The 14,240-nt window shown below is 65.3% G+C and carries 8 protein-coding genes; 5 read left to right on the top strand and 3 right to left on the bottom strand.

Annotation, left to right across the window (positions count from 1 at the left end; translation table 11 throughout):
- Window positions 1-218 precede the first annotated feature (218 nt).
- Window positions 219-3,020 carry a flagellar filament capping protein FliD gene (gene fliD / locus QTL98_RS20110; protein WP_445682607.1) on the top strand — a complete coding sequence of 934 codons (2,802 nt, stop codon included), beginning with the start codon at window positions 219-221 and terminating at the stop codon, window positions 3,018-3,020.
- Between the two features lie 69 nt (window positions 3,021-3,089).
- A complete protein-coding gene (locus QTL98_RS20105; protein ID WP_445682606.1) occupies window positions 3,090-3,563 on the top strand; it encodes a flagellar export chaperone FliS in 474 nt (157 codons plus the stop codon).
- Window positions 3,564-3,599: 36 nt separating this feature from the next.
- Here QTL98_RS20105 and QTL98_RS20100 read toward each other — a convergent pair whose 3' ends face one another.
- Window positions 3,600-5,813, bottom strand: coding sequence for an O-linked N-acetylglucosamine transferase, SPINDLY family protein (locus QTL98_RS20100; protein ID WP_445682605.1), 2,214 nt, complete (start codon window positions 5,811-5,813; stop codon window positions 3,600-3,602).
- Window positions 5,814-5,956: 143 nt separating this feature from the next.
- Here QTL98_RS20100 and QTL98_RS20095 point away from each other — a divergent pair, with 143 nt between their 5' ends.
- Together QTL98_RS20095 and QTL98_RS20090 are read left to right on the top strand one after the other, a co-directional pair.
- A complete protein-coding gene (locus tag QTL98_RS20095; RefSeq protein WP_445682604.1) occupies window positions 5,957-7,948 on the top strand; it encodes a heme lyase CcmF/NrfE family subunit in 1,992 nt (663 codons plus the stop codon).
- An 11-nt stretch (window positions 7,949-7,959) separates the two neighbouring features.
- Window positions 7,960-8,499, top strand: a complete 540-nt coding sequence (locus tag QTL98_RS20090) for a DsbE family thiol:disulfide interchange protein (RefSeq protein WP_445682603.1) — start codon at window positions 7,960-7,962, stop codon at window positions 8,497-8,499.
- 5 nt (window positions 8,500-8,504) lie between these two features.
- On the opposite strand, the gene QTL98_RS20085 is transcribed toward QTL98_RS20090, so the two are convergent.
- Both QTL98_RS20085 and ccmI read right to left on the bottom strand, forming a co-directional pair.
- Window positions 8,505-10,913 carry a tetratricopeptide repeat protein gene (locus QTL98_RS20085; protein ID WP_445682602.1) on the bottom strand — a complete coding sequence of 803 codons (2,409 nt, stop codon included), beginning with the start codon at window positions 10,911-10,913 and terminating at the stop codon, window positions 8,505-8,507.
- Entirely contained in the window at window positions 10,910-12,295 is a 1,386-nt protein-coding gene (gene ccmI / locus QTL98_RS20080; RefSeq protein WP_445682601.1) for a c-type cytochrome biogenesis protein CcmI, read from the bottom strand. The genes QTL98_RS20085 and ccmI overlap by 4 nt, the downstream gene beginning before the upstream one ends.
- Window positions 12,296-12,528: 233 nt before the next feature.
- Between ccmI and QTL98_RS20075 the strand changes: the two genes are divergently transcribed.
- Window positions 12,529-14,220, top strand: coding sequence for a sensor domain-containing diguanylate cyclase (locus QTL98_RS20075; protein ID WP_445682600.1), 1,692 nt, complete (start codon window positions 12,529-12,531; stop codon window positions 14,218-14,220).
- Window positions 14,221-14,240 lie beyond the last annotated feature (20 nt).

Raw genomic sequence — 14,240 nt, 5'->3', positions numbered from 1 at the left:
CACACTGGAAAGCTCGACCGATACGGCATCGCCTGGGGCAAAAACGGCCCACAGCTTGCATAAGCCATCGGCAGCAAATATCCAGACGGGCATTTTGTGCCGTCGGCAATCGCCTTCTCTACGGGTCAGGCAGTTTTGAGCAGCCGCCTTTCCCCGTTTCTGGCAAGATTTTCCGGCACTCCCGGAAAGTGGCGCCCCGGAGGGCAGGAGAGCTTCAAATGGCAGACATCAGCTTCGGCAATATCCAGACGAACTCCAACGGCACGACCACGCTGAACACCCAGGTTCTGGGTGTGAATGTCGAGGACATCCTCAAGAACCTTGAGGAAGCCAAGCGGGTTCCGATTACCCAGAAGCAGACGCTCATCGACACCAACACCAAAAAGCTGTCCGCGCTCACCGATTTCCAGACCCTGCTCACCAATTTTCAGGCGGCGTCCACTCTGCTGCGCAATCCCGGGCTCCTCAGCTCGGTGACCGACGCTTTCGAGGGCAAGGCCGCCTATACAACCTCAGGCACCCTCTCCAATCCGGACGCCGTTATCGGGATCAGCGCCACTTCAGCGGCCGCGACCGGTACGTTCCAGATCAAGGTGCTGCAAACGGCAACGGCTGACCAGAAGCTCGCCCAGGCGCAGTCCAGCAAGACCGCTGCAGTTATCACCTCTGCCGGCAACCTGAGCATCAACGGCACCAATATCGCGCTGACCGCGAACATGTCGCTCACCGATGTCGCCAATGCCATCAATGCCAAATCGACGGCGGCCAACGCCAAGGCACAGGTGCTGCAGCTGAGCGACGGCAACTATCGTCTGGTCATCAGCGGCACGGAAACCGGCGAGGTGCTCGATATCGGCGGCGATGCGGGCGTGCTCTCCGATCTGAATTTCAGCTCATTGCAGCAGACTTCGCAGAGCTTTGCGTCCAAAGCGGCCAATACCGGCCTTTCCACGACGGATTCGATCTCCATCAACGGCACGGCGCTCGATCTCAGTGCGGCAGCCGGCGGCGACGGTGTGGTCACCGTTCAGGAGCTGTCGGACTATATCAACGGCCTGGGCATCGCCAACGTCTCTTCCAGCGTCTATTCGCAGGCAGACGGGTCGGTGCGGCTGCTCATCAACTCCACCAATTCCAACAGCCCGCTGAACATCACCGCCGATGCCAATGCGACCAGTGTGCTCGGCCTCACCGACGGCAAGTTCGAAGAGCAGCTTTCGGCCAAGGTGGAATATAACGGCCTCGTCGCCGTGCGCAGCACCAACACCTTCGACGATCTGATCTCCGGCCTGACTTTCCAGATTTACGACAGCGCCCCGAACGACACCATCAATGTGTCGGTCGAAGACGACGTCTCGACTGCCAAGACCGCCATCACCGACTTCGTGGATTCCTACAACGCATTGCGGGATTTCATCAAAGCACAGTCGGCCATCGGCAGTGACGGCACGGTATCGGAAGATGCGCTGCTCTACGGCAACAGCCTGCTGCGCTCCGTGAGCCAGCAGTTGCGTTCCGCCATCACCGGCAGCGCGCTCGGCATCGAGCTTGGCACCGGCAGCTACTCAACCCTGGCCGATGTCGGCATCACGCTTGATGCCAGCAACAAGCTGACCATCGACGACACCAAGCTCAACAACGCGCTGCTGACCAATTTCGACCAGGTGAAGGCTGTCTTCTCCTATCAGGCAACCAGCAGCAATCCCGAGTTTTCGTCGATTGACCGTCCGGATGTCATCCCGAACTCTCTGGCGGGAGGCACTGTCGAAGCTGTCATCCGAAACCGCGGCGAAGTGCGGGGCACGACAGTGACGAACCCGGCCGGCGGCATCGAGATGGACGTGCTGCAAGCCGACAACGTGCTGACCTTCGATATCAACAGCATTGATGTGCAGAATATGGGCGTCAATGGCGGCCTCAAGGTCGGCCAGTCCGTCCAGATGGTCGACGCCAACGACTCCAATAACTTCTTCGTCGCCACCATCACTGCCGTCGACGATTCCGTTGGCGGTTCCGTGTCCATGAAGGTGGTCGGCAAATCCAATCAGGATGCAACCGGTCCGATCACCAACTGGACCCTCAACATGGACCGCGAGGAGGTATTGCTCAATTACGAAGGCAATACCGCCACCTCCTCCACCCTGACTTCAACGGCCTCCACCGTCGGGATCGACCTGTTTGCCGCCAAGTCCAGCAGCTCGGGCAGCTTCGTGCTCGATACGGACACGGCCTATGGCGTCGGAGACGTTATCAAGGTTTCCAGCCAGAGTGATGCAACCCAGTACATGACCGCCAAGGTCACGGGGTATGACAGCGCGACCAAGACCGTTCAGTACACGATGATCGACAAATCCGGCACCGGCACGCTGTCGAATGTCGATGTCGTGCGTCAGGGCACCAGCCTCGATCTCTCGGCCTCGGACTTCCTGACCACCGAACATGAGATGACGATCCAGGCCGGCAAAAGCTTTGCTGCGGGCGACAAGATCGAGATTGCCAAGAATGGTGACGAAGATGGCACCTACATCATTGGCACCGTCTCCGGCTATGACTCCACCACCGGCAAGCTCAGCTTCACCGTCAGCGATTACGCCGCGACCACCCCGGGCTCCTACAACGACTGGGAAGTGCGCGGCTACAACGGCACCGTCGATAACGGCATCATCCGGGGCACCGGCGATCTCGATGGTTTCGTCTTTGCCTATTCCGGCGGAGACATCAGGCCCGGTCAGGCTTCGGTCTCGACCACCTTCAAGATTACCGATGGCATCGCGGACATCGCCGCCGGCTACCTGACCAGTGTCATGGATCAGACGAACGGCAGCATGAAAAGCGAGATGGACAATCTGACCGCCAAGAATACCAAGCTTGAGGATCAGATTTCCCGCCTTGAAGATAACCTGACCAGCTATCTGGCCCGCATGCAGAGCCAGTTCACCCAGGTGCAGTCCCTGCTGGCCGAACTCAACAACACCCAGAACACTCTGAAGGCCTATACCAACACCGGCTCCAGCAGCTGACGCGGCTCCGGAGCCACACATCCCAAAGAGAGCGTTGGACGGACAGGCCACGAGGAGTAAGGTAAGGGTATGAGCGCCTACGCAAACCAGACCTATCGCAACCGTTCCGTCGCCGCGGCAAGCCCGGCCGACCAGGTCGCCATGTTACTGGAAACGGCCGCGCGTCACATGATGACGGCCCTGAATGCCCTGGACGCCAAGGATTACGAGGCGCGTTTCCTGGCCACGGAAAAGGCCCAGCTCATCATCAAGGGTCTGCAGCAATGCCTTGCCGAAGATGTCGACGAGGCAAAGCAGATGGTCGAGGTGTTCGACAATTATTATACCAACCTGTCGCTCATGATCACGCGGGTGAATGTCCGCAATGATCGTGACGCCTGCTCGGTGGTTGTCGATGGCCTGCGCACCATGGCACAGACTTGGCGCCAGGTCGGCCAGTCCGTCCCCCATGCGGGCGCTCCTGCCCCGCAGCAGTCCGGCACCGCCGCGCCCGGCGAACAGCCGGTTACCATGCCGGCCGGCGGTTTTACCGTCAGCGCCTGAGCTCAAACCGCTCCGCTACTGCATGCTGCGCGCGCTTCATGCGCTGCGCCCGAGACTGCGCTGCCACAGCGCCCGGTAGGCCGCCTCCAACGCCCGCGCCATTCGCACCGGATCTCCGACAGGAGAGGCTTCCAGACGTTGACGCAAGCTCTGGCGCAATTCGCCAAGCCTGTTTTTGTCGCCAGCCAGAGCAACGGCGATGGTGGTGAAATCCTGCGGCGTTTCGGCCACCAGTTCCTGAAGCCCCATGCGGAACAGCAGGCTCGCCGAAACCCGGGCCGGATGGCTGCTGCCCTTGAGCGTCACCGTCGGCACCCCCATCGCGGCAGCCTCGCAGGTCGTCGTTGTGCCGCTGTAGGGAAAGGTATCGAGCGCAATATCGATGCCGGCATAAAGCGCCAGATGCTCCGCCTGCCCGCCGGCCCAGGGCAGAAAATCGATCCGGCCGGGAGCAACGCCGCGGCCTGCCAGATTATCGCTCAGAGCTGCGGCAAGTCCGGCATCGTCAAGCCCGGCGGCCTTCAGCACCAGCCGGCTGTCCGGCAATGCAAGCAGCACGGAGGCCCAGAGGTCGAGCGTCGTTGGCGATATCTTGGAAAGCGCGTTGAAGGACCCGAACCGTACGGGGCCCGGGTCCCGTGGCCCCACAGCGGGCGCGACGGACAGCAGTTCAAAGGCATGAAAGCCATTTTCAAGCCGCACCAGCCCCTCGGGTCCGCGCACAAAAGCCGGCTCCGGAGGATCGGTTACCGGATCGACAAGACGATAGCCCATTGCCGCCAGCCCCGTGGTCTGCGGGTAGCCGAGCCAGCTGAGCTGGACCGGCGCCGGGCGGCGGGCAAAGACCGGCAGGCGGTTATCCGCACTGTGACCGGAAAGATCGACCAAAATGTCGATCTGGTCTTCCACCACCTGCGCGGCCAGAGCGTCGTCGGAAAGATCGGCGACCTGGCGCCACAGGCCCGCCATCTGCCGGAAGCGATCCGTCATATCGTCGCTCTTGAGGCTGCTTGAATAACAAACAACCTCAACAGCCGCCGGATCATGCGCTTCCAACACGGCGGCAAGGAAGTAGGCGACGGAATGGTGACGGAAGTCCCCCGAGACATACCCGACCCTGAGCCGGCGCGCGGGCGACAAATCCCGCCGGCGCACGCTTGCCGGCAAGGGAGTTATCGCCGCCTCGATGGCGGAGCCGAAACGCCGATGTTCATCGACAATTTCGGCCGCACTCAGATCGTCGCGATAAAGCAGCCCCATAAGGTAGGTCGACCACAAGGCCCAGGCATCCGGCGCCTTTTCCAGCGCGGCGACGGCAATCTCGCTGGCCTGCTGCCAGCGCCGGGCCCGCAAGGCAACGCTGCACGCCGCCCGGGCGAGGCCGGGATTGTCCGCCGCCAGCGGCAACAGCGGCTCCAGAATGGCCGCGGCCGCCGAAACCTTGTTCTGGTTGAGGCTGAGGGTCGCGAGCTCCGTAGCCGCGGCCACATGCAGCCGGTCGAGCTTCAGCGCCTCCTGCAGGAAGGGTCCGGCAGCCGCATAATCGCTGCGGCGCAGGGCACTGAAGCCGAGCAGGAACCAGGCCTGCGCATCCTCCATCAAGCCGGCATAGTCCCGGAGCGCCGCCTCAAAGGCAGCAATCTGGTCGCTCGCCAGCAATACATGGGCAACCGTATCGAGAAGCCCCTTAGGCAAGCGCACCGGCGATGCCGAGAAGGCGGCCAGCAGCCCCGGCCCGTCCTTCAGTTCGGCAAGGCAGGCAATCTCGCCCAGATAGGCCGCCGGCAGCTTGAAGCCGACCTCCATCAGCCGGCGATAGGCCGCAAGCGCCGCCTCGCCGCGTCCGCCAAGGCGCAGGCAGTTTGCCCGGTTGAGAAGGCCGCCGGGATTATCCGGGCTGATCTCCAGCAGGCGGTCGAAATGGCCCAGTGCCTCCAGCGGCCGGCCGAGTTCGGCCAGCAGGTTGCCCGCCCCCAGCAACAGGTCGGGATGGCGCGGACTTGCGGCAAGTGCCCGCACCATAACCGCCTCCGCTTCCTCCCGGCGGCCGAGCTGACGCAGCGCGAGCAGGCGATTGACCGCGATCTGGGGCTCCGCGGGATCGCGCTGCGATGCCTCGGCAAGCACGGCCTCGCCCTCGGCGACCCGCCCGGCCTGACAAAGCCAGACGCCCAGCGCCGCGCGCGGCATGGCTTCGGCAGGTGCGGCGGCGACCGCCGCCCGCAGTGCGACTTCTTCTTCTGCCTTCATGCTTGGAAAACCAGTACGTTGGACAGGGGACGGCCCTTCATGCGATGAGGCTGCGGCTGATTGCCTGCTGCCGCCACAGAAGCAGCACGGTAGAGTGGCAGGCAGAAGCTGGGCGGAAGGCCCGCACAGCGGCGGAGGATCATTTGGTACCGGAACTCGGACATCTCGCGCTGATAGTGGCCCTGATGGTGGCACTGGTGCAATCGATCCTGCCGCTTGTCGGCGCGGCCCGGCGCCTGCCGGGCCTCATGGCCATGGCGGTACCCGGCGCACTCGTCCAGTTTGCGCTGATCGCCTTTGCCTTCGGCTGCCTGACCTGGGTCCATGTGACCTCGGATTTCACCGTAGAGAACGTGGTGGAAAACAGCCACACGCTCAAGCCGCTGCTCTACAAGGTGAGCGGCGTGTGGGGCAACCATGAAGGCTCCATGCTGCTCTGGGTACTGATGCTGACGCTGTTCGGCGCCGGCGTCGCCCTGCTGGGCGGCGGCATGCCGATGGCGCTGCGCGCCCGCACGCTGGCGGTACAGGCCATGATCACGCTTGGTTTCCTTGCCTTCATCATCGCCACCAGCAACCCGTTCCAGCGCGTGTTTCCGCCCCCCGTCAACGGGCACGACCTCAACCCGCTGCTGCAGGATCCGGGTCTGGCGGTGCATCCGCCGCTGCTCTATTTCGGCTATGTCGGCTTTTCCATCGTGTTTTCCTTCGCCATGGCGGCGCTGATCGAAGGCCGGGTCGATCCGGCCTGGGCGCGCTGGGTAAGGCCGTGGACGCTGGCGGCCTGGACCGGGCTTACCGCCGGCATCACGCTCGGCTCCAACTGGGCCTATTACGAGCTGGGCTGGGGCGGCTTCTGGTTCTGGGACCCGGTTGAAAATGCCAGCTTCATGCCCTGGCTGGTGGGCACCGCGCTTTTGCATTCCGCCATCGTGGTGGAAAAGCGTGACGCGCTCAAAAGCTGGACCATCCTGCTTTCCATCATTACCTTCAGCTTGTCGCTGATGGGCACCTTTCTGGTGCGTTCGGGCGTCCTTTCCTCCGTCCACGCCTTTGCCGTCGATCCAGGGCGCGGTTACTTCATCCTCGCCCTGATGGTGATTGCCGTTGGCGGATCGTTCGCGCTTTACGCCTGGCGCGCGCCGGCACTGGCACCGGGCGGCCTCTTCCAGCCGATCAGCCGTGAAGGTGCGCTGGTGCTCAACAATTTGCTGCTCGCCACGGCGGCGGCCACAGTGCTCATCGGCACGCTCTATCCGCTGGTGCTCGATGTCGTGGCCGGGGAGCGGGTTACGGTGGGCAGCCCCTATTACAACGCCACTTTCGTGCCGCTGATGGTGCCGCTCTTTGCCCTGCTGGTCATCGGCCCGCTGCTGGGCTGGAAACGCAGCGATCTGGGCTCTGCCTTCAGCCGGCTCAAGATCGCACTGCTGGCAGCGACTTTCGTGGTGATCGCCACGCTGGCGCTGCGCTGGGACGGGCCGCTGCTGGGTCTTGTCGGCATCGCTGCCGGCAGCTGGGTGCTGCTGGGCAGCCTTGCCGAACTTGCCGACCGTATCCATCTCGGCCGGGCCAGCCTTGCCGAGGTGCGCCGCCGTCTTGGCCGTCAGACGCGGGCCAGCTGGGGCATGGTGCTGGCCCATGCCGGTCTCGGCATTGCCATTCTGGGCATGGTGGGCACCAGCCTGTGGGTCGATGAGCATATCGCCGCCGTCAAGCCCGGCAGCCACATCCGGATGGCGGGCTATGACATCACCTACAAGGGCGTCGAGCCCGCCGAAGGCCCGAACTATACCGCCGAAGCGGCCCGCTTCGAGGTCACCCGTGGCGGCCGCCCGGTGACGGTGCTGAAACCGGAGCGGCGCTTCTATCCCGTTGCCCGCATGGAAACTACCGAAGCCGCCATTCTCACCCGGCCCTTCGGCGATCTCTATGTCGCCACCGGAGCCGGGCCAACACCCGACACCATCACCGCCCGTGTCTGGCACCATCCGCTGGTGCCGTGGCTGTGGGGCGGCGGCGCCCTTATGGTGCTGGGCGGACTGATCTCGCTCAGCGACCGGCGCTACCGGCTGGGTGCGCCGTCGCGCCGGCAACAGCCCGCGATGGCTGCCGCCGCCACGGCCGCTGAATAGAAAGACCGACGATGCGTACGCGCCTTCTCTTCCTGCTGCCCATCGTGGCTTTCGGCGGACTGGCCGCTGCCTTCCTCATCGGATTGCAGCCAGGCCGGGATCCGCGCCTTATCCCCTCGCCGCTCATCAACAAGCCGGCGCCGGAATTCACCCTGCCCTCGCTCTTTGACGGTGAGGCGGCCTTTTCCCGCTCCGATCTGGTGGGGCAGGTGCATGTGGTGAACCTGTTTGCCTCCTGGTGCGTACCCTGCCGGGCCGAGCATCCGGTGCTGCAGCAACTCGCCGCTTCCAGCGGCGTGCCCATCGTCGGCATCAACTACAAGGACCGCAAGGAGGATGCGGAAGGCTGGCTGGCTGAGCTGGGCAACCCTTTCAGCCGTATCCTTGCCGATACCGATGGCAAGGTCGCCATCGACTGGGGCGTCTATGGCGTGCCGGAGACCTTCATTGTCGACAGCCGGGGACAGATCCGGCTCAAGATCACCGGACCGCTGACCGAACAGTCGCTGAAGCACGATGTGCTGCCGATGATCCGCAAGCTGCGCGGCTAGGCAGATCAAAGCCCGGCGCGGGCCGCCATTTCCAGATAGGCACTTTCCAGCGCCCGGGCGATACCCGCCGCATCCCCCAAAGGCGACGCCAGAAACCGCTGGCGCAGCGCCGCCCGGCCGGCATGAAGAGCCGTAACCTCGCCGGCAAGACGCGCCGCGATACCGGCAAATTCCTCCGCCGTGCCGGCAATCCAGTCTTCATGGCCGATGGCGGCAAGCTGCGTGGCGCTCATACGCTCGACCTTGCTGCGGCCGGCGAGGGTAACCACCGGCACCCCCATCCACAGCGTATCCGCCGTCGTGGTCGCCCCCGTCACCGGGAAGGTATCCAGCGCAATGTCGATGCGGCCATAGAGTGCCAGATGATCGTCGTAGCTCTTCGTCTGGCCGAGCGTCGTGATCCGCGCCGCATCGATACCCTCACGGGCAAAGGCGGCCCGCAGGTCATCCCCCACCCGCCGGTCGGCAAAGCTGCCGGACTTCAGGAGCAACTGCGATCCCGGCACCGCCTTCAGCACCGCGGCCCACAGCGCCACCGTCTCGTTGCCAATCTTGCGAGCGGCGTTGAAGGACCCGAAGGTTACCGGCTGGCCAGGATCGCGCGGCTTGAGGTCCTCCAGCGGCGGAGTGGCTTTCAGCGGCCGATAGGCCACATAGCAGCGCGGCAAGCGCCAGATTTTTTCCACCGTCTGCTCGGCGCTATCCGCCGGGTGCAGCATCCCGTCGGTGATCCAGTAGTCGATCTCCGGCATGCCGGTGGTGGCGAAATAGCCGAGATACGTTGCCTGTACCGGCGCCGGGCGATAGCCGAAAACCGGCAGCACATTGTTGCGGGTATGGCCGGCCAGATCGATCAGGATATCGAGCCCGTCACCGGCAATCAGCCCGGCCATTTCCTGCGTCGTCAGCCCGTGCACGGAGCGCCAGTGCTCGCTTGCCGTCTCGCAAGCCGCGGTGATGCGGTCGGGTGCCGCCACATTGGCATAGCCGAACACCTCCACCACCTGCCGGTCATGCGCATCCAAAAGCGGCAGCATGAAGGAGGAGACCGCGTGGTGGTGAAAGTCCGGCGATATATAGCCGATACGCAGGCGCCTGCCGGTAGAAAGCGCCGCGCGGGCGCCGCCGCGTGCAAGCGGTTTGATGCCGGCCTCGACGATATGGCGCTGGTGCCAGCGGCGAGCCGCCGCTGCAACATCACCGCTGCGGGAGCCCGTCAGATGGCTGAGGAAAAACAGGCGGTTCGATTCCGCCGGGGCTGAACCCGGCTGCAGTTCCAGCGCCCGGTCGAGAGCGGCAATCGCCTCCTCCGTCCGGCCGATGCTGAAGAGCGTCATCGCGCGGGCGGTGATGGTGTTGAAATCGTCCGGCGTGCGCTTCAGCACCAGATCCTGCGCATCGAGCGCATCGAACATCAGCCCGCGCTCGAAGAGGCAAACCCCCAGATTACGCAAGGTCTCTAGCCGTTGCGGATCAAGCCGCAGCGCCGTGACATGCGCCTCATGCGCTTCGCCATAGCGCTTCAGCCCCTGCAGAACGATGCCATGCATGTCGTGGGCTTCGGCTGAGGCCGGGGCAAGTTCGGTGGCGCGCACGGCAGCAGCCAGCGCGTCTTCCGGCCGGTCCAGCCGGCGCAGGACGTTGGCGAGGTTACGGTGAAGGACAGCATTGCCGTCCTCCAGCGCAAGGGCGGCCTGGCAATCGGCGAGCGCCTCCTCCAGGCGGTCCAGCCCTTCCAGCGCCGCGCCCCTGTTGCCAAGGCTGGCCGCGTCAGCCGGATCGGCGGCGATGAGCGCGTCCAGCAGCGGCAACGCCTCCTCATGCCGGCCAAGCTGCACCAACAGCGGCGCGCGCAAACGGGCCAGCGCCCGTTTATCGGCTCCCCTGCCTTCAGCCGAGTCAAAAACAGCCAGCGCCTCCTGATGCCGCCCCTCGCCTGCCAGTGCCTGACCCAGCCGCAGCTCGACATTGATGAGATTGCCGAGGGTCTCGGCGTCATGTGCCAGCGCCGGCAGCAGAGACACATAAAGGGTCCGGGCCTCGGCAAGGCGCCCGAGCGCCACCAGACAGGCGGCGCGATAGCGGGCGAGATTTGGCGGCAGAGGCTGGCGGGCAGCCACAGCGTCGAAATCGGCCAGCGCCTCGGCCGGACGACCCAGGCGATAGAGCGAGACCGCCCGGTTCTGCAGAATGGCGGGGTGGCCGGGCACCTGTTTCAGTGCGCGGGCAAAATAGTCGAGCGAGAGGGCCGCATCCCCCCCTTGCGCAGCGGCCAGGCCGCGCAGATGGAGCAGATTGACGTCCTGCGGCGCCGATGCCAGCGCAACATCCAGCACCGCCGCAGCCTCACCGGACTTGCCGGCGCCCAGATGGGCACTGGCGGCAGCGACGGCGTCGGCGGCAGAGAGGGTCATTGAGCTTTTCCTTGCTGCCCGGCAGGCATGGAGGCCAGTGCGGTGAGGGCCTGTTCGATCAGGCCACGATCGGAGGAGCCTTCCGGCAAAAGGTCGCGCAGCCGCTGCCAATAACCTTGCGCCGCCGCAACATCGCCGGCATCGGCGGCGGCCTGCCCCAGATACCAGAGAGCGGGACCGCTTTTGGGCTCCCTGGCCAGCAGACGGCGATAGATGACCAGTGCCGCTTCCGGCAACGGCGCACCGGCAGGTGCGGCAGCAACCAGAGACTGGGCCTCCAGCGCGGCGATCTCATCATCCTCAGGCTTCAGGGAGGCCGCACGGCCGAAGGCCGTGGCCGACTCCTCCAGCCGGCCGAGCACACGATAGGCGCGCCCAAGGCGCAGCCAACCATCCACATCATCCGGCGCTGCTTCCAGCCTCTGGGCAAGCCCCGCCACCATGCCCTCGATACGGGCTTGCTGCTGCTCGGGCGGCAGGGCGGCGATGGCCGCAGCCTCGTCTCCCGATGGCATCCCCGCCTGATCGGGGGTCTCCGCGCCACCGAGCGCGGCAATATGCTGGCGCACCCCGTCGACCCAGGGAGCGTCCGGCGGCGAGATGGCGAGGAAGGATTGCCAGGCCGCAAGCGCCGCTTCGCGCTTGCCCTGCTGTTCCAGTGCCAGCGCCTGATAATAGCGGGTTCGCGGATCGTCCGGCTCCTGCGCTGCCACTTGCGACAGCAGCATGCCGGCTTCTTCCGTCACCTGACCGCCGGCCGCCATTACCAGCGCCTCGGCCAATTCGCCCTTGAGGCGCAGGATATCAGCCGTTGCTGTATCCGTTTCCTGACCGGCAAGCCTCAACGCCTCCCGCAGGGCATCTGCCGCCGCGGCGCCGTCGCCGGCGGCAAAACGCTGCCGACCCAGCGCTGCCCAGCCCGCGGCATCGACCGGCCGGTTGACATGAACACCGACGAGGGCGGGGGACCCCACGCGCCAGTAAAGGCCAAGGGCCCCGGCGGGAATGGCAAACACCAGCAAAAGAGCAAGGACCAGACGGGCCGGCCGGCCAAGCCGCCGCACCGGCCGGCCTGCTGCCGCTCCCGGCTCCGCTTCCGCCTTGTCCAGCGCCAGCAGGCGGCGGGCAATCTCGGCGCGCGCCGGTGCGGCAGCTTCTGGCGACAGGGCGCCGGTTTCAACATCCCGGGCCAGTTCCGCCAGCTGGTCGCGATAGATCCGGGCGGCTTTCTCCTGCGCTTCGGGAAGCGGCGCGGTGCCAGCCTCGCTATTATCGGCAGGGGAGCGCAGCAGCGGCCAGACCAGCGCCGCAACCGCTGCCGCCATTAAAAGGGCTGCCACGAGCCAGAAGACCATCACCACGCCTGCCCCGACATCTGCCATCCCTTGCCGGCCGCCAGATCGCATAACCGCCCCTTGGCGATAGCAGATAGAGCCCACCAAACCAACGCCCTAACGTCGACGCAGGGGATGGCCCAGGCCAATCCCGGAAATAATTGGGCAACGAACCATTTTCCGCGCCATTGCCGCAAAAAAACAGGCCGCTATAGTGGCAACCCTAGACAGTAGGTTATAAGCCGGGGCCGGATTTGACGGGCGCCGCTACAAGGGATCGCATGGCTGTCAGCCTCAGCAAAAAACGCCGACTGAACTGGCGCCTGTGGGCACTGGCCGGCGCCATCGTGCTGCTGATCGGCCTTTCTGCCATTACCTACAATTCACTGGCCGCCCGCTGGCAAAATCAGGCGCTGGTTCTGGCGCAGGAAAATCTCTCCGCGCATGAAGCCCTGCTGCTTTCCGGCCTGCCGCGCCTCAAGTTGCCCCCCCGCGCCGCAGCGCAAAGCGAACTGGTGCTGACGCTGCTGGCGCGCCCGCAGGCCGAAATCGTGCAGCGGCGCACCGAGCTGCTGCTGACGCAGGTATCCCTTACGGCTGCCGCGCAATGTGTGGTGCTGATCGACCCCGCCGGCCATGTGCTGGCCTCGGACAACGGCCCCTATAGCGACCATCGCGAGGACAGGCTGACCGCCAACAGCGCGACCCAGCTTGCCCTGGGCGGCGTGCAGGGCACCACCTTCGGCCAGAGCCCCTGCCGCCCGTCCCCCTCACGCCTTAGCACCGCGCCCATCGTTGCCGGGGACAGCCAGAACGACACCGCCTATATCGTGGCCGCCCCGGTGGTAAACAGCGACGGCGTGCAGGGCGCGGTAATCGCCGTCTACCAGCCGCTCGTCGCCCTCAATGGCTGGACGGGCAACAACGGTTATGTGCTGCTGCTGGATGAATCCGGCCAGGCCGTCATTTCCAGCGGCGGCGACTGGCATTTCAACTGGCAGGGATCGGCCCCGCACGAGCGTGATGCGCGCACCGGCGCCGTCGCCCTGTCACGCAGCCCCGCCCAGATGATGGAAGAGCGGCGCGGCTTCCTGACGCTGGCCGCCCAGCCCGGGACCGATGGCGCCCCACTTCCGGAAGGCAGCTTTGCTTTTGCCGCCCGGCCCTTTGCCGACCGGTGGGCGCTTGTCTCCATCGCCCCGGTTGCCGCCCCGCATATCAGCCCCGCCGGCGGCGCGCTGCTGGTGCTGCTGGCCGGTTCCAGCTTGCTGCTGGCCGGGCTCGCCATCGACGACCGGCTGCGGCGCCTGACCGGGGGCAGCCACGCCCCCTTTGCCGACCGCCTGACCGGTATTTGCTCACGCGACACGGCCGATCTGGCCTTCGAGGCCGCCATGGCGGCCTTGCGCGCCGAACGGCAGACGCTGAAACAAATCCTGGCTTATGAAGGCATCACCCTGCCGGCCCATCCACGCGAGGCCGGCAATGCCGACATGGTGACAGGCTGCGCCGTCGCCATCTTCGATATCGGCGGCCTGCACGACATCAACCGCCGTTATGGTCGCCGCGAGGGCGACCGGCTGCTGAAGCGCATTGCCGGCTCGGTTGCCGCCCATACCGGCGCGGGCGACGTGCCGTTCCGCGCCGGGCCGGACGAGATCGGCGTCATCCTGCCGGGCCGGGACGCGGAAGGCGCTGCCGCTCTGGCGCGCCGCATGCTGGATTCAGCGCTTGAGCAGGCCGCCCTCGGCCGTATTCCGGCAAACGAGATCGTCATCGATCTCGGTGTGGCCATCGCCCATGGCGAGGAGGATCTGGATACGGCCTGCGCCATCGCGCTCGACCTCATCCATGACCGTTTTCACAACAACGATCCCTGGGCCGACCCTCCCCCGGAAGGCCCGTCCGGCATGGATGAGGCGATGGCACGCGCCAGCAAAACCGCTGCCAAATCCGGGCCTTCCGAAGGCTGAAGGCAGACTGGGTCACATAT

This window comes from Radicibacter daui, from assembly GCA_030657355.1.
Classification (GTDB): domain Bacteria; phylum Pseudomonadota; class Alphaproteobacteria; order Radicibacterales; family Radicibacteraceae; genus Radicibacter; species Radicibacter daui.
Note: the sequence above shows the minus strand (reverse complement) of the source record. Positions and strands in the feature narration are given on the sequence as shown.

What these genes read in the sequence shown, in the direction of transcription:
- QTL98_RS20105 (WP_445682606.1), top strand. Translation starts at nt 3,090, where the DNA reads ATGAGCGCCTACGCAAACCAGACCTATCGCAACCGTTCCGTCGCCGCG.
- ccmI (WP_445682601.1), bottom strand. Translation starts at nt 12,295, where the DNA reads ATGGCAGATGTCGGGGCAGGCGTGGTGATGGTCTTCTGGCTCGTGGCA.
- QTL98_RS20085 (WP_445682602.1), bottom strand. Translation starts at nt 10,913, where the DNA reads ATGACCCTCTCTGCCGCCGACGCCGTCGCTGCCGCCAGTGCCCATCTG.
- QTL98_RS20075 (WP_445682600.1), top strand. Translation starts at nt 12,529, where the DNA reads ATGGCTGTCAGCCTCAGCAAAAAACGCCGACTGAACTGGCGCCTGTGG.
- QTL98_RS20090 (WP_445682603.1), top strand. Translation starts at nt 7,960, where the DNA reads ATGCGTACGCGCCTTCTCTTCCTGCTGCCCATCGTGGCTTTCGGCGGA.
- fliD (WP_445682607.1), top strand. Translation starts at nt 219, where the DNA reads ATGGCAGACATCAGCTTCGGCAATATCCAGACGAACTCCAACGGCACG.
- QTL98_RS20100 (WP_445682605.1), bottom strand. Translation starts at nt 5,813, where the DNA reads ATGAAGGCAGAAGAAGAAGTCGCACTGCGGGCGGCGGTCGCCGCCGCA.